Here is a 21960-nt window from a genome sequence, read left to right on the forward strand (position 1 = left end):
TTTCTATCATACTAATTATCGTATTTTCGAGCGATAGAAATTTCGCTATGAAAGTTTTTAGGTTTTTCTTCCCTCAAGTGATTCTGTTCGCTTTTCTAATTCTTGCCTCTTGTAAGGAGGAAAAGAATGACGTTCCAGTTCAGGAAGAACATAAGTATACCAATGAATTGGCCAATGAAACCAGTCCGTATCTCCTTCAGCATGCACATAACCCGGTCAATTGGCGCCCTTGGGGCCAAGAACCGTTAAACGATGCCAAGAAAGAAAATAAACTCGTATTGGTAAGTATCGGTTATTCTTCATGCCATTGGTGCCATGTGATGGAAGAAGAAACATTTGAAGATGAAGAAGTGGCAAAGGTCATGAACGAGAACTTCGTCAGTATAAAGGTTGATAGGGAAGAGCGTCCGGATGTCGATCAAATATACATGACCGCTCTTCAACTGATTTCCGGCAATGGAGGTTGGCCCTTGAATGTAATTACACTACCCAACGGAAAACCTTTGTATGGTGGCACTTACCATACCAAAGAACAGTGGACCCAAGTCTTGACCAAAATCAATGACCTTTACAAAAATGACCCCAAAAAGGCGGAGGAATATGCCGATATGGTAGCCGCCGGTATTGCAGAGGCGAATACCATTGTTCCCACAAATAAGAAAAGTGAAATTTCTAAAACAGTTCTCGTTGAAAATGTTGAGAAGTGGAAGAAGTTCTGGGATTTGGAAAAAGGGGGAGACCAAGGCACACAAAAATTCATGATTCCTGTCAACTTGATGTTTTTGTTGGATTATGCAATCTTAGAAAATGATGTGAATACTCGATCCCATGTAAAGACTACGTTGGATAAAATGCTTCTTGGTGGGGTCTATGATCACGTCGCCGGTGGTTTTTTTAGGTATAGTACAGATGCTGATTGGAAAATACCTCATTTTGAAAAAATGCTTTACGATAATGCACAGGCTTTGAGCCTTTATTCAAAAGCTTATACGGTTTTTGGGGATGTCGAATACCAAAAGCTGGTTTCCGAAATGTTCGAATTTCTTCAAAGAGAAATGAAGGGTAACTCTGAGGGATATTATGCAGCATTAGATGCTGATACTGAAGGTGAGGAAGGAAAGTTTTATGTATGGGAGCAAAACGAGTTGAAAAAAGCGCTGGGTAGTGATTTTGATCTCTTTGCAAAATACTATTCCGTTAATGAAAAGGAAGCTTGGGAAGAAAATAAATATGTTTTACGTAGAAATTCAGATGATGTCGATTTCTTAGAATCTGAGAAGATGGATGAATCCAAATTATCCACTTTAAAACAAGAATGGAAGAATAAACTTTTAAATGCCCGAAACACTAGACCAAGGCCGGGTATCGACGATAAGGTAATAACCTCATGGAACGCTCTTTTGATCAATGGTCTAGTAGATGCTTACAAAGCCTTTGGGCAACAGAAGTTTTTGACGGAAGCAGAAAAGATATTTCAATTTCTCGAAAATAATTCTTTCAAAAATGGGAGGTTGGTGCATACCTATAAAGAAGGAAGCTCTCAAAATCAAGGCTTCTTAGAAGACTATAGTTATTTGGCGAATGCGGCCCTGCAATTATATTCGGTAACTTTTGATGAGAAATACCACGATTTTGCCGACCGGCTTACGAAAGAAGCCTACGATAGATTTTTTGATGACACAACAGGTATGTTTTTTTACAATGAAAGTGATGAATTGATTGCAAAAATCGTGAAAACAGATGATGGTGTACTTCCATCGCCCAATGCGGTAATGGCTAAGAACTTATTTCTTCTTGGGCATATTGATTACAATAAAGAATATCTTGAAAGTTCGAAGCAAATGCTCGCTTCAATGCAACCTTTGGTCGCAGAAAGTCCGGCTAGCTATTCGAAATGGAACGCACTTTCCCTTAACAATGTTTATCCTTATTTTGAAATTGCCGTGGTGGGTAAAGATGTTAAACCTGTCATAAACGGTTTGAACCAAAAATACCTTCCGAATACCTTAATTGTGGGCAGTGATTCAAAAAGTGAACTGCCCTTGTTCGAAGATAGGTTTATCGATGGCGAGACGTATATTTATGTGTGTCAGAATACTACGTGCAAACTTCCGGTTAAAACGGTAAATGAGGCCTTGAACCAAATGGCTAATTTTTGATTGGTATTATTTTGTTTCATGTTGATACAGATTGTGCCAATCCACTACATCGATTGATTAAATCAACAGAGTTTTCATTTTTAATTTTTAAATTGTGCGCTCATAAAAACTAAAACTAACTATGCAGATAAAGGAATCTCCTGAAGTGTATGATGTTATCATTGTCGGTTCCGGCGCCGGCGGTGGAATGGCTACCAAACAGCTAGCTGATGCCGGATTTAATGTAGCGGTAGTAGAAGCCGGTCCTTTCTTTGACCCAGCTGACCCTAAAACCATGACCCAGTTAAAGTGGCCTTATGATTCTCCAAGAAGGGGAGCAGGTACTACTCGTGCTTTTGGTGAATGGGATCAATCGTGGGGCGATTGGCATGTAGATGGCGAACCCTACACAACCGAAGAAGGTACCACTTTTAAATGGTGGCGTGCAAGAATGCTCGGTGGCCGTACCAACCACTGGGGGCGTATTTCGCTAAGATTCGGACCTAAAGACTTTAAGGGCAAAACCCGAGACGGATATGGTGAAGATTGGCCTATCGGTTATGATGATGTTAAACCTTATTATGATAAGGTAGATAAATTGATCGGTGTATTTGGCACCAATGAAGGTCGTGAGAATGATCCAGACGGATTTTTCCTCCCCCCTCCAAAACCGAGATTACATGAGCTTTTCTATATAAAAGGAGCCAAAAAATCAGGAATTCCTGTTATTCCAGGTCGACTTTCAATGTTGACCAAAAGAATTAATAATGATCGTGGTGTATGTTTTTACTGTGGTCAGTGCGGAAGGTCTTGCCAGGTTTATGCCGATTTCTCGGCAGGCAGTTGTTTGATCTTTCCGGCACAAAAAAGTGGCGGTAAAGTTCGTCTTTACGTGAACTCAATGGTTCGCGAGATAACTACCAATGAAGAAGGTAAGGCAACAGGTGTTTCTTACATCAGCAAAGATGATAGAAAAGAATATAAGTTGAAGGCAAAAGTGGTCATTCTGGCCGCATCAGCCTGTTCATCTGCCCGTATCCTTCTTAACTCAAAAAGTAAGCAGCACCCTAACGGTTTAGGTAATAGTAGTGATTTGGTTGGTAAATACCTACATGACTCTACCGGTAGTAGTGGCGCGGCATTCGTTCCTGATCTAATGAACCGTGATGTTACCTATAACGAAGACGGTGTTGGTGGTATGCACGTGTATTCACCTTGGTGGGGCGATCATAGCAAATTAGACTTCCCCCGTGGTTACCACATTGAAGTATGGGGCGGTATGAGCCAGCCTAATTATGGTTTTGGTTTTGATCAAGATAATTTCAATAAATTATTAGGTCTGCCTACCGGTGGCTATGGCGATAAGCTTCGTGATGAGGTTAAAAAATACTACGGTGCCGTTATCGGTTTCGGTGGTAGAGGCGAAGGTTTGGCCAGAAAGGAAAACTATTGTGAAATCGACCCGACAACGGTTGATGACTATGGTATTCCCGTATTAAAGTTTAATTATAAGTGGTCGGATATCGAAGTACGTCAGGCAAAACATATGCAAGACACTTTTGAAGAGATTACCCATAATATGGGCGGTATCTATTTGAATAAACCTGGTAAGGATAGAGATTACGGTCTTCACGCTCCTGGAGAGATCATTCACGAGGTAGGTACTACCAGAATGGGTGATGACCCCAAAACTTCGGTTACTAATAAGTTCAATCAGTTGCACGATGTCGATAACGTATTTATCGTTGATGCGGGACCATTTGTATCGCAGGCAGATAAAAACTGTACATGGACAATCTTGGCCTTGTCTTGGAGGGCTTCTGACTATATCATCGAACAGTTGAAACAACAAAATATCTAATCATGGACAGAAGAAAAAGTATACAGACAATGATTCTTGGTGCTGGGGCTTCTGCACTTGCATTTCATAGCTGCAAAACCGATAAAGGGGAGGCCGCACCTGCCAATGCAGATGCTTCTGTAAATACCGATACCAAATACTACGGTAGAACACCGCAGGAGGCCGAGCGTGATGAGAAGCTTCACGACGAGCAGCTTTTCAACGAGCACGAAATGGAAACTATTGCCGTATTGAGTGAGGTGATACTCCCTCCGAAAGAACCGCATGGCGGACCTTTAGAGGCAGACGTTCCGGAATTTATAGAATTCATTGGTAAAGACATGCCTCAAATGCAAAACACCCTGCTAGGTGGCTTGATGTGGCTAGACCATAAATCGAATACCGATTATGGGGTGGAGTTCAAATCGGCAAGCTTGGATCAACAAAAAGAAATATTGGACCAGATCTGTAATCAAGATATGGAGGTTTCTTTGGATGACCAGCCGCTAGAGATTCAGTTCTTTGCATTGATGAGAAACTTGGTCGTAACAGGGTACTACACTTCAAAAGTAGGTATCGCCGATTTAGGATATAAAGGAAACCAGCCCAATGTTTGGGATGGTGTGCCCGATGATGTTCTTAAAAAGCACGGTGTTGAATATGATCCCGAGTGGATTGCCAAATGTGTTGATCAAAGTACTCGAAATGTCATTGCTGAATGGGATGATGAGGGTAACCTATTGACCTAAATATATTTTCAAACTTTTGAAAGTTAAAAGCAATTGAATATTTAAGACACCTCTCAAAATTACTTGAGAGGTGTCTTGCTTTTGTGGCTTTGTTGCCGTAAAATTGAATAAATAGTAATAATCTAGAACCGATGAAAAAAATAATAATTGCAACAGTAGCGGTGATGGCTACATTCGCTATGAACGCTCAAGAAGTGGGCCTTCAATTGTATAGCCTTCGAAACCAATTTAAAGAAGATGTACCTGGCACCTTGAAGATTATAAATGGCTGGGGAATCACAAAAATAGAAGGTGGTGGTACTTACGGCCTATCGATGGATGAATTTCAAACTTTGTTGAAAGAAAACGACCTTGATGTGGTTAGTGTAGGTGCTGGTTTTGAAGATTTAGAGAACAATGTTCAAAAGGTGATTGAAAATGCAAAGGCCTTTGATGCCAAATATGTAATGTGTGCGTGGGTACCCCATGATGATAACAAATGGGATTTGGAAGAAACCAAACATGCCACGAAGGTTTTTAATAAGTCGGGCAAAGAGTTGAAAAAGAACGGTATTACATTAGCTTATCATGCACATGGCTATGAGTTTAGACCTTGGAAAGATGGTACGCTATTCGACTACATGGCGCAAAATGCGAAAGATTTTACTTTTGAGTTAGACGTCTATTGGGCACATCACGGGGGTGCCGACCCTTTGGCCTTGATGAAAAAGTACCCTAAGAAATTTACGTTGATGCACCTAAAGGATATGGAAAATGGAGTAGAGGGTAATAATACTGGTCATGAAGATGTTGAAACCAACGTGGTTTTGGGTGAGGGTCAGGTTGATATTGCCGGTACGGTCGCAGAAGCTAAAAAATTGGGTATCGAGTACATGTTTATAGAAGACGAATCTTCAAGGGTGGTAGAACAGGTACCTCAAAGTTTAGAATACTTAGATAGCCTTGATTAGTCGATAAGATCATTTTAAGCAGTATATAAACGCCCCACATCGATAAATGTGGGGCGTTTGCCTTTTAAAAATAAAAAACGGGTATATTTAAAAGATATCAAATCAATCAAAAAACATGAGGTCTGTATCTTTTTTTCTTTCTATTGTAGTTCTACTTGGGGCTTGTAATAACCATAAAAATCAAGAAGAAGATAATGGAAAGAATAGGCCTAATATTGTATGGATTGTAGCTGAAGATCAATCACCGGAGTGGTTTCCAATGTACGGAAACACAATCATCGACTTGCCTCATTTGCAAAGTTTGGCGGAAGACGGGGTCGTTTTTGATAATGCCGTGGCCCCGGTCCCAGTCTGTGCTCCCGCTCGAAGTTCGTTGATAACGGGTATGTACCCAACAACATTGGGCACACATAATATGCGTACCCATACCCCTTGGCGAAAGGTCAATGAACCTCTACTTGACAGCCTGCCAAGTTATTCTCCTGTTGTTCCTGAAGGTGTTCGCATGTTTACCGAATATTTGCGAAAAGAAGGCTATTATACTTGTAACGGCCCCAAAGAGGACTATAACTTTGAAAAGACTGATGCTGCTTGGGATGAGAGTAGCAAAGACAGGCACTATCGAAAGCGTGATAAAGACCAACCATTTTTTGCGGTATTTAACTATTCGGTCTGCCATGAAAGCCAAATTTGGTCAAGGGGAAAAGATAGCTTGTTCGTAAAGCCTTCTGAGGTATCTGTGCCGCCTTACTTTCCCGATAATGACACCATTCGACATGACCTGGCGGTCAACTACTCGAACCTAAAAAGGTTAGACGACCAGTTAGGAAAGGTGTTAGACGACCTCAAAGAAGATGGTCTTTATGAGAACAGCATCATCTTCTTTTATGCCGATCATGGGGGTCCTTTCCCAAGGCATAAAAGGGCCTTATACGATACAGGTGTTAAAGTACCTTTGGTTGTAAAATTTCCGGAAAATGAATACGCGGGTACGCGTGATGAACGTTTGATCAGTTTTATCGATTATGCACCAACAGTACTTTCGTTGGCAGGTATAGAACCGCCAAAATTAATGCAGGGTACGGCCCAGTTCGGAGCATTTGAAGCGGAAAAAAAACCGGAATATACTTATCATACATCCGATCGTTTTGATGAGCGTTATGATAGATTAAGAGCGGTAAGGTCTCCTGATTATAAATACATCAAGAGCTTCAATACCAATATCAGCCACGCAATGCCACTTTCATATAGAGAGCAAATGCCCATGATGAGAGAGTTGAGAAGACTTAATGCCAAAGGTGAATTGAACGAGCAACAATCTTTTTGGCTGTCGGCTACAAAACCTGCCGAAGAATTGTATGATTTAAATGAAGATCCGTTTGAACTTAACAATTTGGCTGAAGACCCCGATTACCAACAAGTTCTCACCACCTATAGGCAGCTCTTGATGGATTGGATGGAAGATACCAACGATTTAGGGAGGGTTGATGAACGTTCGTTAATGGAACGTTGGTTGGTAAAAGGAGAACAACCTCGACTAGATCCTTTGCAGTTAGAAGTAACCGACCTGGGCATTGAACTGATAGAACCCAAGGCCGATGCTACCATCGTCTATAAACAACCACAAGATTCGGTATGGATGGTGTATTCAAACCCTTTGCCGGCTGAGATGTCTTTTACGGCCAAAGCAGAACGAATAGGTTATACCGATAGCGAACTACTAAAATATGAAGGGGATTAATCAACTCGATTAAAAACCAACAAACGAACGTCTGCCACCACGGAATTTGGTATTTCGGTGGCCTTTAAAACTAGGGAGCCCCTGCCTTTTTTTAGAACCATTTTTCCTAGCCTCAGAGGTTTGAAATTTTTAACGTAAGACTCGATACGAACAACCTTATCTTGCTCTTTTCCGATTAATGGCGGGTTGTGCGCTTCCGTAATTTTTTTGGCTATTTTACTTTTACCTAAGCTTAGTTCTACGATGGATCCCATATTCTCTAAGTCGGCAGTATAGTATAGGTCTACTTCAAATGTACCTTCCGCAAGCACCTCTACATCCCAAGTAATCGAATCTTTAAGACTTTTCCAGTTGGTGAAATAACTATCGTTTGGGTGCTGGTTACTTCTTTTGATTCCACCATGTGCTTTTGCATCTCTGGCAGGTAGATGTGTAAAACTGAACTTGGGGTGGCCAATGGTAAACGGTCGATTATCATTTCTCGAATCTAGCGGTTTTACAGCAGTAAGCCAGTCATCCTTCATCCTCTTTAGGGAATCTACCAATCTGGGGTTTTGACTTGAGATATCTATCTTTTGACCTCTATCACGTGAAATTCTATAAAGCTTATTTTCACTATCAAGCCTAAAATTCTGTGTTCTCAGACTGGTTTGACCATTCCAATGATTGTAAATGATTCGGTCTTTCCAGTCTTGTTTTTCATCAAAAATAAGAGGTGTCAAATCTTTACCATCAATAGGCTTGGCGGTAATAGGGTAAACATCTGCCAAGCCTGCAATAGTTGGTAGTAAATCGATTGAACCTGCAATCTCATTGATTTTTTTTCCCTCTTTGATTATTCCTGTCCACTGAATGTACAACGGGCTTCGAACGCCGCCTTCATCTGTTGAGCCTTTTCTGCCCTTCATTCCTCCATTCCATCTATAGCTATTAGGGCCGTTATCGGTCATGTAAATAATGATGGAATTATCCTCTAAGTAGAGTTCACGCAATTTGGCCATGACCCTACCTACATTATAATCTATGTTTTCGACCATGGCCAAGGCCGCTTTGGTGAAATCAATAGTTTCATTTTCCCCATCCTCGGATAAAAGCTGAAGGTTTTTGTCTTTGAATTTGTTCCAGTACTTGTCAGGAACTTGCATAGGGCTATGGGGAATATTATAAGGTAGGTAAAGAAAAAATGGTTCCGTTTTTGACTGCTCTATGAATTCAAGGGCATGGTCGGTCAAGTCATCGGGCAGGTAACCTTTTCCTCTAGTAATCTTTCCATTATGTTCAAGCATTGGGTCAAAATAGTTGCCCCAATGACCGGAGGCAAATCCATAAAAATCATTAAATCCTTGTGAATTGGGGTGGTATGGTGCTTGGGTGCCATTATGCCATTTACCATAAATAGCAGTCTTATAGCCGGCATTTTTCAATAATTCCGCAAGCGTGGTTTCTTCGTAGTTCATACGTTCGCCACCTGATGAGGTACTGTACACTCCAGTTCTAGGAAAATAACGACCTGTTAGTATCTCGGCCCGGGTCGGTGAGCATACGGGTTGCACATAAAAGTTTTCAAAAGAAACCCCGTATTTGGCCAATGCATCTATCTGTGGAGTTTCTAGGTTGGTATTACCGGAGCTGCCCAGGTCTCCCCAACCTTGGTCGTCAGCAACTATTAAAATGATATTAGGCCTTTTGTCATCTCTTGTTTCTGAGACTGGGGTCGTTTTTGGCTCTTCTTTACAGCTGAGTATGAGAGCTAAGAGAATCAAGGTGAAATACCTGTACATGGTCGATAATTCTGATTTTTTGAGACAGTTGGTGATGCTTAGAAGTCGCTCTTCAATATACTCATAATTGTTAGAACCCATAAATTAGCCCTTGTGAAATTATACTTATCTTATGCCGCTAAAAGTGAATCGAAGCACCATGAGAATAGCATTTTCTAAAATATATCTTCTTTTAGCCTTCGGAGTGCTTTTAGGTTGCCAAGAAAAGAAAACCATGGCAGATTACCGATTAGAAGGTAGTATGCGCAAATGGCAACCTGTGACCATCACTTTCAACGGACCTTTGGCAGCGGAAAAAGACAGTCTGAATCCGTTTTTAGATTATCAACTTCTGGTCAATTTCAGCAACGGAAACGATAGAAAGACCGTTCTTGGGTATTTTGCGGCGGATGGGGATGCCGGAAATACAGGAAGCGAGCAAGGAAATAAATGGCGCGTGAAGTTTGCTCCGGATAGGGTAGGTCAGTGGAAATTCGAAGCATTTTTGATGGAGGGGACAGATATTGCCGTTAAGCAATTTACAATGCCGAAAAAGAACAATTCTATTTGGGCGTTAAAAGGTGATTTTCAAGTTATGGAAATCGATACAACGGATAGCGGCTTCTACAGAACTGGCCAACTTAAATATGATGGTGAGCGGTACTTGGTGGAAAGTGAAACACAGGATTATTTTATTAAAAATGGAGTGGGAAGCCCCGAAACCTTTTTGGCCTATCATGAATTTGACGGTACTTTCAAAAACGGAGGAGTAGAAACCCCAAGTCTAATCGATGGCCTACATAGATACGAAAATCATATTTCTGATTGGAACGAGGAGGATGGAACTTGGCAAGACGAAAAAGGAAAGGGCATTTTAGGGGCCTTGAATTACTTGGCAAAAAAAGGAATGAACAGCCTTTACTTTATGGTGATGAATGTCGCGGGCGACGGTGACAATGTATGGCCTTGGATTTCACCAAATGAACGAACCCGATTTTATGTAAGCAAATTAGACCAGTGGGATTTTGTCTTTACCCATATGGATAAGTTGGGCATGGCCATGAATTTTTTCACCCAGGAGACCGAAAACGATACGTTGCTGAACCACGGTGATTTGGGCCTTGAGCGCATGTTATATTACAAAGAAATGGTTGCGAGGTTTGGGCATCATTTAGGGGTTGTATGGAATTTAGGGGAAGAGACCAATCGTACCACCAAGCAATTAAAGAGTTACGCCGAATACATAAGAAGTATCGATCCTTACGACCACCCCATTGCTGTTCATAACCATATAAGGGTGACGGGCAAAAGAATGGAAGGCAGGCCTTTAGATCCTATTAAAGAAACGTTTTCTCCCTTGTTGGGTTATACAAACCTTGAAATACCTTCATTGCAGATGTATGACACTACCGAGGTACACCAAGAAGTGAAAAAATGGGTCGATTTATCTAAGAACAGCAAAAAACCTTGGGTAGTCTATGTAGATGAGATAGGGCATTATGACATAGGGGTTACTACTGATACAGCTAGCAATAACAATTACGATATGGTCATGCACAGTAGTCTTTGGGGCAGTCTATTATCAGGTGCTGGCGGTACTTCTTGGTATTTTGGAGGTCTGGACCAAGCGAATAATGATATGGCCGCTGAAGATTTTCGGGTAAGGGATAAGTGGTGGACTGTAAGCAATAATGCCACCGAATTTTTTAAAAGGCACCTTCCCTTTTGGGAAATGCAGAACCACGATGAACTTTTAAGCAATAAAAAGGCCTATTGTTTTGCAAAGAAAGATGAAATATATGTAGTTTATCTACCCAAAGGAGAAAAGACCGATTTGACCATTAGCGATGGCGCCTTTTCGATTGCATTTTATGATCCCAAAGAAGGTGGAATGTTACACGACAAACAGAACGAAGGTTGGCGAATAACAAAGCCCAATAGTGTTGAACTATCTGCTTTCAATGGTCAAAAAAACAAAGATTGGGTGATTTTGATTGCCCGAAATAAGTAACTGATTATAAATGAAGTTTAAAGTTTTTAGCCTTGTCATTTTGGTAATGATTATCTCTTGCAAGAATTCTCAAGAGAAGAAAATCAATGAACAAGAAATAGAGGTAGAGGCAAAAGTAGATACCGTAAAGAAAGCTGTTTCAGAAACAAAGAAAAAACTTAAAAGTTTTGCGAGCTTGTCTGATACAACTTTTGTTAGACTGGCCGATTTTAGTGATGGTTTTTCCTATGATTTACGTTATGCCACCAAAAACAATTTTCTAAAGGAAAAGGTCTATGATTGTGCTGAGTGTTATACACGTGTCAAGACTGCCAAAGCATTGATAGCTGCCAATAAAGAGCTCGAGAAAAAAGGTGTGAGAATTAAGTTTTTTGATTGTTATAGGCCCAATTCGGTACAATATAAAATGTGGGAGATTGTGCCCAACCCCCAATATGTGGCCAACCCAAAGAAGGGGTCTATTCACAATAAAGGAGGAGCGGTTGACATTACTTTAGAAACTTTGAACGGTGAGCAATTGGATATGGGTACTGATTTCGATTTTTTCGGAAAAAGGGCCTATCATGATAATTTCGACCTTCCTCAAGAAATTCTGGATAATAGAAAACTATTAAAAGAAACTATGGAGAAACATGGCTTCTGGTCGATAAGAACTGAGTGGTGGCATTATAATCTGGCTGCGGGTTCTAACGACCGGGTGGCTAACTTTAAATGGCCTTGTCCTTAAATATAAAACTCATCAAATGAAAACTATAATATCTTTTATTCTGATTCTTACCGTAATGAACTTACAAGCTCAAGATACCATCATCCCACTATGGCCAAAAGGAAAAATTCCTAATAGGGTCGAAACAGATGAAAAAGAAGAACACGTAAAAGAGGGCATATTACGTATCAGCAAGGTACAAGAACCTACTATTGAAGTTTATTTACCCGCTAAGCAGAATGCAACAGGTGAGGCCGTGTTGATTTTTCCGGGCGGCGGTTACCATATTTTGGCGTATGATTGGGAAGGCACAGATATAGCCAAATTTTTAAATGGTAAGGGAATTGCGGGTATCGTGGTCAAGTACCGGTTACCAACATCTGAATCCCTCAAAGAAAAATATAATGTTCCGCTGATAGATGCGCAACGAGCTTTGAGACTCGTTAGGTCAAAGGCTGCGGAATTTAATATAAATGCCAATAAAATCGGTATTGTCGGCTTTTCAGCTGGGGGCCATTTAGCATCAACCTTGGGCACCCATTTTAATGAAAAGGTGTATGATGACATTGATAATGCCGATAAGTTAAGCGCTAGGCCCGATTTCATGACCCTCGTGTATCCCGTTATAACTTTCACCCAATCTACAAAGCATTCAGGTTCTCAAAAAGCACTTTTACAAGGCAATGAAACCGAAGAATTGTTGCAGCGTTTCTCGAACGAATCCCAAGTAACACCGGAAACGCCACCTACATTATTGGTTCATGCAACTGATGATACGGCTGTACCGGTTGAAAATAGTCTATTGTTTTTTCAGGCTCTTAAAGATAAAGGAGTTTCTGCCACAATGCATATCTACCCCAAGGGCGGACATGGGTTTTCCCTTGCACGAAATGATGAGCACTTACGTGACTGGACAGAGCGCATGTTCGAATGGATGAGCTCTTTAGATTAAGCTCTAATTATAGATTTGAAAGGGTTACTAGCATTTTTTTACGCTCCTTTTCATTAGGAAGCCTACCGAAACCGGCACCCATATTGTCAATGACGTGATGAGGTTTTGAAGTGCCCGGTATGGCACATGTAACTGCTTCGTTTCCCAATATATACTTAAGAAAAAACTGCGCCCAAGAATAGATATCAAGCTCTTTGGCCCATGTAGGTAATTCTTTTCCCTTAACAGACCTAAAGAGAGACCCTCCGGCAAAAGGTCTATTGATTATAACCGCAGTACCATTGTCTTGAGCTGTTTTTAGCAAGAATTGCTCAGCTCTTCTTTCAGCCATTGAGAAATTGAATTGCGCGAAGTCAGGTTTTTCTTTTTTTATAATTTCAGCCAATTTTGAATGTGCAGAGTCACTATAGTGTGTTATACCCCAATAAGTAATAGATCCACTTTCTTTCATGTTTTTAAGCGTCGATAGATGCGTTCGCCAATCCACTAAATTGTGTATTTGGAGTAAGTCCATTGATTTTCTTCCCATTCTTTGCATCGAGCTGTTTATTTGTTCCATTCCAGCTTTCCGGCCGGTAGTCCAGACTTTAGTGGCATAAAAGAAAGATTCCTGAAAATCTAATTTTGAGGTCAAGTCTCCGACTACTTCTTCGGAACTACCGTACATGGGAGAACTATCAATAACCTGCCCGCCCTTGTTGTGCATTTCCTTAAGTACGGTAGCAAGTTGTTCTCTAAGTTCTACATCTGCGCCAGCATCAAAAGACTGCCATGTACCTAGGCCAACTATCGGTAAGGTTTTGCTTGAAGAAGGAATTTTTCTTTCAATCATCTTTTCGTTTTTGTTAAAAGCCAAATGGGGAAAGGCGCTCATGGCCGCACCGCCCGTAAAAAGAATTTTTGAAACTTCCCTTCTAGAATAGAATTTCATAAGAAATGCTTTTGCGTAAAATGTTTTCCATCAATAAGTTAAATTAATTTTTCTGAAAAGACGTTTTCAAATAGCAATAACCAGATAATTAAGCCTTGAATTGTGGCAAAGTTTTATATTTTTGCAATCCTATTTTCACACCTCGAGTGGAATGGGTTTCGGGATGTAGCGCAGTCAGGTAGCGTACACGCATGGGGTGCGTGTGGTCGCTGGTTCGAATCCAGTCATCCCGACTTAACCTTTTCAAGTAAAATCAAAACACTGTTAATCTTATGATTTTCAGTGTTTTGTGTTTTTAGGCATATCGTTTGAATTCATTTAAAACCACCTAAAATCATATCAAGCGTGTTCCCATCGGGAGCAAACACTTACATTTCTTATTGTAACTTTAAATGACTTTTAGAACCATTTTTCTTGTGTTTTGACTTTCACAGTATTCACACTCTAAAAGGTTGCAACATGCAGAAAAACAATCGTTTAACAATCAATTTCTTTACTAGAAAGCACAAGGTTCAATCCGAGAACCTAATTGTCTATTGTAGGATCACCATCGACGGTGAGCGCACCGATTTCAGCATAAATCGGGAGATAAAAGCCAATTTATGGGATAATAATCGTAAAAGGGGCAAGGGTTTTTCCAGTTATGTGATTTCCCTGAACAAGTACCTAGATCAAATTTATACAGGACTACATGAGGCCCATAGATTGATGATGGCAGAAGAAAAAGTAATCACTCCACTATCTATCAAAGCAAGATTTTTTGGGGAAGATGAGGGCGGAAAAACATTGAAACAATTGATTGCCTATCACAATGGAACCATGCACACTTCATTGCGCCCCGGAACCAGAAAGAATTACCACATCACAGAAAGATGCGTGAGCCTATTTTTAAAAGAGGAATATGGGGTTGAGGACATAAAGCTCAAAAAATTGAACTACCGTTTTATATTGGACTTTGAGCAGTACCTAAGAAAGTACAGGCCATCTACACGAACCAAATGCACCAATAACGGGGCCATGAAACATATGGAACGGCTTAAAAAAATGTCGAGGTTGGCCGTTCGGTTGGATTGGATAGCAAAAGACCCTTTTGAAAACTATAAACTACGTTTTGAAAAAACCGAACGGGAATATTTGACAAAACGGGAATTGAGGTTGATTGAAGAATCCACTTTCACAAGGGAAGGGGTTGAGAAATGCAAAGATGTGTTTCTCTTCTCGTGCTATACTGGCCTATCCTATATTGATGTCAAGGCATTGACCCCAGAACATCTACTTAAAGGAATAGATGGCAATAAATGGCTATTCACCAAAAGGATAAAGACGGACGAAAAACTTAAAATCCCCTTACTTCCACAGGCAATGGAGATCATTAAGAAATATGAAGACTCGCCTGAAAGAAAAGTGATGAAAGTCCTACTACCTGTTTACAGCAATCAAAAGGTCAATTATTACCTAAAGGAAATCTGTAAAGCCTGTAGGATTTACAAGAAAGTGACATTCCATACTGCAAGGCACACTTTTGCAACAACGGTAACCTTGTCCAATGGAGTGCCTTTAGAAACCGTCTCAAAGATGTTGGGGCATACTAAACTAACCACCACCCAAATTTATGCAAGGGTCTTGGAAAAAAAAGTTGGCGAAGATATGAGGATATTGGTTAAAAAAATGGAAGGCAAGTAAAGCTCTCCAGTAAGAATTAATCAAATTCATCGATTTTATTCGATTTTAGGAGTATATAGATGTATTTTATATTCATATAACCTAGTTAGCTACTATTTCTTACTTCATTTTAAATTCAATCAAATTATTGATGTTTTTTTAAAAATGAATGAATATTCATTTTTTTATATCTTTGTACCCTAAAACAAAACATCATGACTAAACTTCAAAAAAGTATAGATAAACGAAACGCTCTTATAAAAGCAACCATCGAATTAGTAAATAACAATGGTTTCCATGCCACTCCTATGAGTAAAATTGCAAAAATGGCAAATGTCTCACCTGCAACTATCTATTTATATTTTGAAAATAAACAAGACTTGGTTAATCAAACGTATTTAGAAGTAAAAACGAAATACACAGATTTTGTTTTTAATACCTATGATGAGAATACATCAATTAAAACAGGCTTCGAACTCATCTGGAAACGAATTGCGGAATTTAATATTAATGAATGTGAATATTCATTTTTTTTAACCCAATGTAATAACACGCCAATAATTGATGAGCCTAGTAGACAAGAAGGTATAAAACACCTACAACCTCTACTCGATCTATGGAAACGAGGAAAGGATGAAGGAGTTATTAAGCCCATTTCAGATTATATATTATATGCCTATTCGATAAATCCCATATCAAGTTTAATGATGGCACAAAAACTAGGTCAATTTCAATTGACCAAAGCAAATACCGAAGAAGCATTTCTAACAGCTTGGGACAGCATAAAACTCTAAAAATGAAAAAAACAGCAATTATATTAGGTGCGACTGGTTTAACAGGTTCTATACTTTTAGAAAAACTACTAAATGATGATAGGTATAAAACAATCAAATTGTTTTCCAGAAAAGAAATTGATGGGCTGCCCTCAAAAGTAAAACAGTTTGTTGGAGATATTTTAGAGTTAGATAACTTCAAGAAGGATTTCACTGCAGATGAAGTATTCTGTTGCATTGGTACAACAGCCAAGAAAACACCAGACAAACAACTATACAAAAAGATAGATTTTGGAATTCCGGTTACTGCCGCAAAACTTGCAAAGGCAAATGGAATGCCTGTGTTTTTAGTCATTTCTTCATTAGGCGCAAATGCAAAAAGCTCTATTTTTTATAGCCAAACAAAAGGTGAAATGGAACAAGCTGTTCTTTCAGAAAAAATTGAAAAGACACACATTTTACAGCCTTCTATTATTGGTGGTGACAGACAAGAGAAACGTATTGGAGAAAAAATAGGGTTGGTTTTAATTAAACTTCTACAACCTTTATTCTTCGGGAAATTAAAGAAGTATAGAATTACAGAAGCTGAAGATATTGCACAAGCTATGATCAACTTGGCAAATTCAAATTCAACAAAAACAATAATTACATCTGCTAGTATCAACTTACTTGCAAAAGGAAAACCTACTCAAAAATAAAACCTTATGGAAAAAAATTTTAATAAAACAAGTACCATTCAAAACATATTGAGAATCTTGTTAGGTGTTTTTATGCTCTATGCAGGAATAGGACATCTAACGTTCCTTAGGACAGAATTTCAGGCACAAGTTCCCACTTGGATCACAACAGATGAAGCGTTTATGGATTTTATAGTGTTAGCATCTGGTGTGGTAGAAATTATTTTTGGTTTACTAATGATTTTGGGAGGTAGATTAAAAATCAAAACAGGTATTTCATTAGCAATATTCTACATTCTTATTTTTCCTGGAAATATTAATCAATATGTAAATGAAATTGATTCTTTTGGCTTAAATACGGATAGGCAAAGGTTAATAAGATTGATTTTTCAACCCGTTTTAATTGTCTGGGCTTTGTGGTCAACAGGAGCACTTAAATATTTAATATCAAAGAAAAAAAATAGCAATAAATAAAAAATTAAAAAAATGGAATTATTAGACAAATTAAACTGGAGATATGCTGCAAAAGCAATGAATGGCAAAAAAGTATCTCAAGATAAAATTGACAATATTATCGAAGCAGCTCGTTTAGCTCCTACATCAAGTGGTCTACAACCTTTTGAAATAATTGTAGTTAAAAATCAAAAAATTAAAGAACAAATTAGACCAATAGCTTGGAATCAATCTGTAATAACCGACTGCTCTCACCTGCTCGTTTTTGCTGCTTGGGACACCTATACAGAAGATAGAATTAACTATATGTTCGATTTAACAAACGAGATTAGAGGATTTAAAAACGAAGGTTGGGAAAACTACCGACAAAAGTTATTACAAATGTATCCGCAACAAGATGCAGAAGTAAACTTTAATCATGCTGCCAGACAAGCATACATTGCATTTTCACAAGCTATTACAGCTGCTGCCTACGAAGGCGTAGATGCAACACCTTTAGAAGGTTTTGACGCTGATAAGTTAGATGAAATATTAGACTTAAGAGCGAAAGGTTTGCGTAGTGCAGTAATGCTACCCATTGGTTACAGAGATGCCGATAGCGATTGGTTGGTAAATCTTGTAAAGGTTAGAAAAAGCACAGAAGATTTAGTAACAGTAATTGAATAATCAATATACTATAAAAAATTAATAAAAGAAGATGAACAATTTTGAATTTAAAAACCCAACCAAAATTATTTTTGGAAAGGACACAATAGAGAAACTAAAAGAAGAAATTCCTACAGATGCTAAAGTATTATTACTTTATGGTGGAGGTAGTATTAAAAAGAATGGCATATACGACCAAGTAAAAACGGCATTAGCAAATGTTGATATAACTGAGTTTGGAGGTATTCCTGCAAATCCAGAATATGAAACATTAATGGAGGCTTTAAAAGTAATTAAAGCCAAAAATATCACCTATTTATTAGCTGTTGGTGGTGGTTCTGTAATTGATGGAACTAAATTTTTATCTGCAGCGGCAATATACGATGGAGACACGCCTTGGGATATTTTAACTAAAAACATTAGAACCGAAAAAGGAATGCCTTTTGGAACTGTTCTAACATTGCCAGCAACAGGCTCTGAAATGAATTCTGGAGCTGTAATTACACGTAAAGAAACCAAAGAAAAGCTAGCTATGGGTGGACCTGGTTTGTTTCCGCAATTTTCAATTCTAGATCCTGAAGTCGTAAAATCAATTCCGCAGCGTCAATTGGAAAATGGTTTAGCCGATGCTTTTACACATGTTTTAGAGCAATATATGACCTATTCGGTAGATGCTAAACTTCAAGATCGTTTTGCTGAAAGCATCTTACAGACTTTAGTTGAAATTGCACCAAGTGTGTTGAAAGATGACTTTGACTATAAAGCGGCTTCTAATTTTATGTGGAGTTGTACCATGGCATTAAACGGATTAATTCAAAAAGGAGTGCCTACAGATTGGGCTATTCATGCAATGGGACACGAATTAACGGCTTTATATGGTATAGATCATGCAAGAACATTAGCTATCATAACAGAAAGTCATTACACATATAATTTTGAAGCTAAAAAAGAAAAATTAGTACAATATGGTGAACGCGTATGGAATATTACAGAAGGAAGTGTTGACGATAAAGCCTATGCAGCTATCGAAAAAACAACTGAATTTTTCAAAGCTTTAGGAATCGACACTAAACTGTCTGATTACACAAACGAATACGAAGGTACAGCAGAAGAAATTCAAAAGCGTTTTACAGATCGTGGTTGGACAGGACTTGGAGAACATCAGTCATTATCACCAGAAAACGTAGAGAAAATTGTAAAAATGGCTTACTAACGTTAATTATGAAACCATTAAAAATAATAGCATTACTGCTAACGGTTGTTACAGCATCAAGTTGTAAAGACACAAAAAAGGAAACACCTTCTGAAAAAGTTTCAGAAGAAAAAATTGAATTACAAAAACAAAAAGAAATGAAAATATTATTTGTATTAACATCTCACGATAAATTAGGAGATACAGGGGAAAAAACAGGATTTTGGGTTGAAGAATTTGCAAATCCGTATTACACCTTATTAGACAAAGGAGCAGTTATTACGATTGCAACACCCAAAGGAGGCGCTGCACCAATAGATCCTAGTAGTGATTCGCCAGATGCTGCAACTAAAGATACAGAACGTTTTAATAACGATGCTGAAGCAAAAGAAAGAATTGCAAACACAAAAGTATTGGCAGATATGAATCCGGACGATTTTGATGCTGTCTTTTATCCAGGAGGACATGGTCCATTATGGGATTTAGCAAACGATCAAACATCCATTGCATTAATTGAAAAATTCAATAGTCAAGAAAAGCCCATTGCCTTTGTATGTCATGCCCCAGCTGCACTAAAAAGTGTAAAAAATGCAGATGGCACGCCTATAGTAAGAGGTAAAAAAGTAACAGGTTTTACAAATACTGAAGAAGAAGCAGTTGGACTAACTAATGTTGTACCATTTTTAGTAGAAGATATGTTGATAGAAAACGGAGGAATCTACTCTAAAAAAGAAGATTGGGCATCTTATGCTATTCAAGATGGAAATTTAATTACTGGTCAAAACCCAGCTTCATCAGAATTGGTAGCAGAATTATTATTAAAAAAATAAACAATATTATTGAATAGTTATTATAAATAAACAGTAGCTAACAATGTATAAACTTGAAACGACAATTATATGAAAGAAATAAAATATCCGAAATCATTTTCACATATTGGGATCACAGTTCCAAATATCAGGGAAGCCGTAAAATTCTATTCCGAAGTTATGGGATGGTACGTAATTATGAAACCATCTATAGTAAAAAAAGAAAGTGATACAGCAATTGGACAAATGTGCATTGATGTCTTTGGGGATAATTGGGAAGAGTTTGAAATCGCTCATATGTCAACTTCTGACGGAATTGGAATTGAGCTTTTTTCGTTCCCTCACGGAAAAAAAGAAGCACCTGAGTTTAACCCTTTTAACACAGGGCTTTTTCACTTTTGTGTTCAAGACCCAGATATCGAAAATCTTACTAAAAAAATAGTTGAGGCTGGTGGTAAACAGAGAATGCCAATAAGAGAATATTATCCAAATGAGAAACCATATAAAATGGTATATGTAGAAGATCCATTCGGAATTGTTTTTGAAATCTACACGCATAGTTATGAATTGACATATTCTTCGGGTGCTTATTCAAAATAAAAACAGTAGCTAACAATGTATAAAAGCAATAGCGGTTTGGGTCTTAATTCAAACCGTTTTGCTTTTAATTAAGTATCTTGTTATCCGAAAGTTGCTGCGTTTGAATCCGCTACTGCCCTTATACTAACCGTCAAAAAACAAGTTTTTCCTTATAATTTTAGGAAACAAGTTGATTTATCAAATTGTTATCCTGCGCAGCAAGGGCTTTGCGCTTTTGCTGCTTTTTTGTTTCATAAGCTGCATCATAGAATTTCTCGCTCTTCCAAAGGGTGTACATCAATATCAACAGCTTTCTCTGAACGGCTATCAAGGCCACCAATGGTTTTGCTTTTTTGGGCTTTAGCCTATTATAGAATCGTTTCAATGTAGGGTTGCATCGCACACAGGTCATCGAGGGCATGTGCATGACCGCCCGGATATGACTGTTCCCTTTTTTGCTGATTCTGGTCTTTCCTTTAAAACTGCCGGATTCCCGCAATACCACATCGTAGCCGGCATAACTTGTCAGTTGTTTTGCGCTGGTTATCGATTCAAAGCCCAATGTCTCACCTACTACCGTTGCGGCCGATATAAAAGAGATTCCAGGGATGCTCATCATAAAACCGATCTTTCTTCCCAGCACTTCGTTCTTTGATACGATCTCTTTCATCTCCTCCTCTATCATTGCTATTTGGCCATTGAGAAGTTTCAGTCTGTCCCTGTGCCGTTTCAAGGCCTTGGTGTTACCATGGACACCCGAATCGATGGCTCCTTGGCGATTGGTCTCCATGACCTTGTCCTTTAGCAAAGAACTGCGCTCCCTGCTCAATGCCTTTAGTTCCCGTAGTTCCTCGCTTGGCGGTCGCCATGGACGAAGGGACCTTTCAAGTCCCAGCATACTGAGCATTCTACTGTCCAGGGCATCCGTTTTAGAACGCTGGTCCAGACTCTGCGCATAGCGCTTTACACGACCTGATTGCATTACACTGACCGCATGGCCATGTGAGTACAGATAATGGGCGATACCCTGATGGTAGACCCCCGTGGCTTCCATGACGACCACTAGGTCGACAGTGCCATCAACTGATGTCTTCAACCATTTTAAAACCTCCTTGTAACCCGATAGGTCATTGGGCACATCTGGATGAGATATGAATTCCTTCCCCAGTTTATCCGTTAGGAACCCAAGGGACAAGGATAAACCCAATTTAGAGACATCGATACCCAGACTTTGTTTCAACCGCTTTTCCATAATATCGTTTTTTAAGGCCATAACCCTCTTTATCATCCTTGCTCGCATTTGATTCGACCTCTGTGAACAGGGTCTAGGTACTGTCCGGATTCCAAGAAGATTATAGAAGGGCGGGATTTCTATGAAACGATATCATTCAA

The 21960-nt window shown here is 39.0% G+C and carries 19 protein-coding genes and 1 tRNA gene; 17 read left to right on the forward strand and 3 right to left on the reverse strand.

What is annotated here, in order from left to right; genetic code table 11:
• The first annotated feature begins 47 nt into the window (after nucleotides 1-47).
• The 5 genes from IL356_RS15585 to IL356_RS15605 all read left to right on the forward strand — a co-directional run bounded on the left by IL356_RS15585 (nucleotide 48) and on the right by IL356_RS15605 (nucleotide 7418).
• On the forward strand, nucleotides 48-2159 hold the full coding sequence (locus IL356_RS15585; RefSeq protein WP_121848442.1) for a thioredoxin domain-containing protein: 2112 nt from the start codon (nucleotides 48-50) through the stop codon (nucleotides 2157-2159).
• A gap of 121 nt (nucleotides 2160-2280) precedes the next feature.
• Complete coding sequence (locus tag IL356_RS15590) at nucleotides 2281-3999, forward strand: GMC family oxidoreductase (protein ID WP_121848443.1); 1719 nt, start codon at nucleotides 2281-2283, stop codon at nucleotides 3997-3999.
• 2 nt (nucleotides 4000-4001) lie between these two features.
• Nucleotides 4002-4727 carry a gluconate 2-dehydrogenase subunit 3 family protein gene (locus IL356_RS15595; RefSeq protein WP_121848444.1) on the forward strand — a complete coding sequence of 242 codons (726 nt, stop codon included), beginning with the start codon at nucleotides 4002-4004 and terminating at the stop codon, nucleotides 4725-4727.
• Between the two features lie 131 nt (nucleotides 4728-4858).
• Nucleotides 4859-5677, forward strand: coding sequence for a sugar phosphate isomerase/epimerase family protein (locus IL356_RS15600; protein ID WP_121848445.1), 819 nt, complete (start codon nucleotides 4859-4861; stop codon nucleotides 5675-5677).
• Between the two features lie 115 nt (nucleotides 5678-5792).
• A complete protein-coding gene (locus IL356_RS15605) occupies nucleotides 5793-7418 on the forward strand; it encodes a sulfatase family protein (RefSeq protein WP_121848446.1) in 1626 nt (541 codons plus the stop codon).
• Here the strand turns inward: IL356_RS15605 and IL356_RS15610 are convergent.
• Nucleotides 7415-9280 carry an arylsulfatase gene (locus IL356_RS15610; protein WP_225621516.1) on the reverse strand — a complete coding sequence of 622 codons (1866 nt, stop codon included), beginning with the start codon at nucleotides 9278-9280 and terminating at the stop codon, nucleotides 7415-7417. The genes IL356_RS15605 and IL356_RS15610 overlap by 4 nt on opposite strands.
• A gap of 58 nt (nucleotides 9281-9338) precedes the next feature.
• Here IL356_RS15610 and IL356_RS15615 point away from each other — a divergent pair, with 58 nt between their 5' ends.
• Genes IL356_RS15615 through IL356_RS15625 form a run of 3 tightly spaced genes read left to right on the forward strand, consistent with a single transcriptional unit; the run spans nucleotide 9339 to nucleotide 12847 of the window.
• Nucleotides 9339-11189 (forward strand): DUF5060 domain-containing protein, encoded by a 1851-nt coding sequence (locus IL356_RS15615; RefSeq protein ID WP_162987850.1) that lies wholly within the window; start codon nucleotides 9339-9341, stop codon nucleotides 11187-11189.
• 10 nt (nucleotides 11190-11199) lie between these two features.
• Nucleotides 11200-11916, forward strand: coding sequence for a M15 family metallopeptidase (locus tag IL356_RS15620; protein WP_121848448.1), 717 nt, complete (start codon nucleotides 11200-11202; stop codon nucleotides 11914-11916).
• Nucleotides 11917-11932: 16 nt separating this feature from the next.
• Nucleotides 11933-12847 carry an alpha/beta hydrolase gene (locus IL356_RS15625; protein WP_121848449.1) on the forward strand — a complete coding sequence of 305 codons (915 nt, stop codon included), beginning with the start codon at nucleotides 11933-11935 and terminating at the stop codon, nucleotides 12845-12847.
• A 7-nt stretch (nucleotides 12848-12854) separates the two neighbouring features.
• On the opposite strand, the gene IL356_RS15630 is transcribed toward IL356_RS15625, so the two are convergent.
• Complete coding sequence (locus IL356_RS15630) at nucleotides 12855-13778, reverse strand: aldo/keto reductase (RefSeq protein ID WP_121848450.1); 924 nt, start codon at nucleotides 13776-13778, stop codon at nucleotides 12855-12857.
• Between the two features lie 159 nt (nucleotides 13779-13937).
• Between IL356_RS15630 and IL356_RS15635 the strand changes: the two genes are divergently transcribed.
• The 9 genes from IL356_RS15635 to IL356_RS15675 all read left to right on the forward strand — a co-directional run bounded on the left by IL356_RS15635 (nucleotide 13938) and on the right by IL356_RS15675 (nucleotide 20589).
• A tRNA-Pro gene (locus IL356_RS15635) sits at nucleotides 13938-14011 on the forward strand.
• Nucleotides 14012-14237: 226 nt separating this feature from the next.
• On the forward strand, nucleotides 14238-15461 hold the full coding sequence (locus IL356_RS15640) for a site-specific integrase (RefSeq protein ID WP_121848451.1): 1224 nt from the start codon (nucleotides 14238-14240) through the stop codon (nucleotides 15459-15461).
• Between the two features lie 194 nt (nucleotides 15462-15655).
• Nucleotides 15656-16234: a TetR/AcrR family transcriptional regulator gene (locus IL356_RS15645; protein WP_090294699.1), complete on the forward strand. Its 579-nt coding sequence runs from the start codon at nucleotides 15656-15658 to the stop codon at nucleotides 16232-16234.
• Between the two features lie 2 nt (nucleotides 16235-16236).
• Nucleotides 16237-16911 (forward strand): NAD(P)H-binding protein, encoded by a 675-nt coding sequence (locus IL356_RS15650; protein WP_090294701.1) that lies wholly within the window; start codon nucleotides 16237-16239, stop codon nucleotides 16909-16911.
• Between the two features lie 6 nt (nucleotides 16912-16917).
• Nucleotides 16918-17364 (forward strand): DoxX family protein, encoded by a 447-nt coding sequence (locus IL356_RS15655; RefSeq protein WP_090294704.1) that lies wholly within the window; start codon nucleotides 16918-16920, stop codon nucleotides 17362-17364.
• Between the two features lie 12 nt (nucleotides 17365-17376).
• Nucleotides 17377-18009, forward strand: a complete 633-nt coding sequence (locus tag IL356_RS15660; RefSeq protein WP_090294707.1) for an NAD(P)H-dependent oxidoreductase — start codon at nucleotides 17377-17379, stop codon at nucleotides 18007-18009.
• A 31-nt stretch (nucleotides 18010-18040) separates the two neighbouring features.
• Nucleotides 18041-19201, forward strand: a complete 1161-nt coding sequence (locus IL356_RS15665) for an iron-containing alcohol dehydrogenase (protein ID WP_090294709.1) — start codon at nucleotides 18041-18043, stop codon at nucleotides 19199-19201.
• Nucleotides 19202-19209: 8 nt separating this feature from the next.
• Nucleotides 19210-20010: a type 1 glutamine amidotransferase domain-containing protein gene (locus tag IL356_RS15670; protein ID WP_175443742.1), complete on the forward strand. Its 801-nt coding sequence runs from the start codon at nucleotides 19210-19212 to the stop codon at nucleotides 20008-20010.
• A gap of 69 nt (nucleotides 20011-20079) precedes the next feature.
• Nucleotides 20080-20589 carry a lactoylglutathione lyase family protein gene (locus IL356_RS15675; RefSeq protein ID WP_121848452.1) on the forward strand — a complete coding sequence of 170 codons (510 nt, stop codon included), beginning with the start codon at nucleotides 20080-20082 and terminating at the stop codon, nucleotides 20587-20589.
• Between the two features lie 157 nt (nucleotides 20590-20746).
• Here the strand turns inward: IL356_RS15675 and IL356_RS15680 are convergent, their stop codons facing one another.
• Complete coding sequence (locus IL356_RS15680; protein ID WP_162987851.1) at nucleotides 20747-21856, reverse strand: IS110 family RNA-guided transposase; 1110 nt, start codon at nucleotides 21854-21856, stop codon at nucleotides 20747-20749.
• Between the last annotated feature and the right edge of the window lie 104 nt (nucleotides 21857-21960).

It is taken from the genome of Euzebyella marina (assembly GCF_014855515.1).
In the GTDB taxonomy this organism is placed as follows: domain Bacteria; phylum Bacteroidota; class Bacteroidia; order Flavobacteriales; family Flavobacteriaceae; genus Euzebyella; species Euzebyella marina.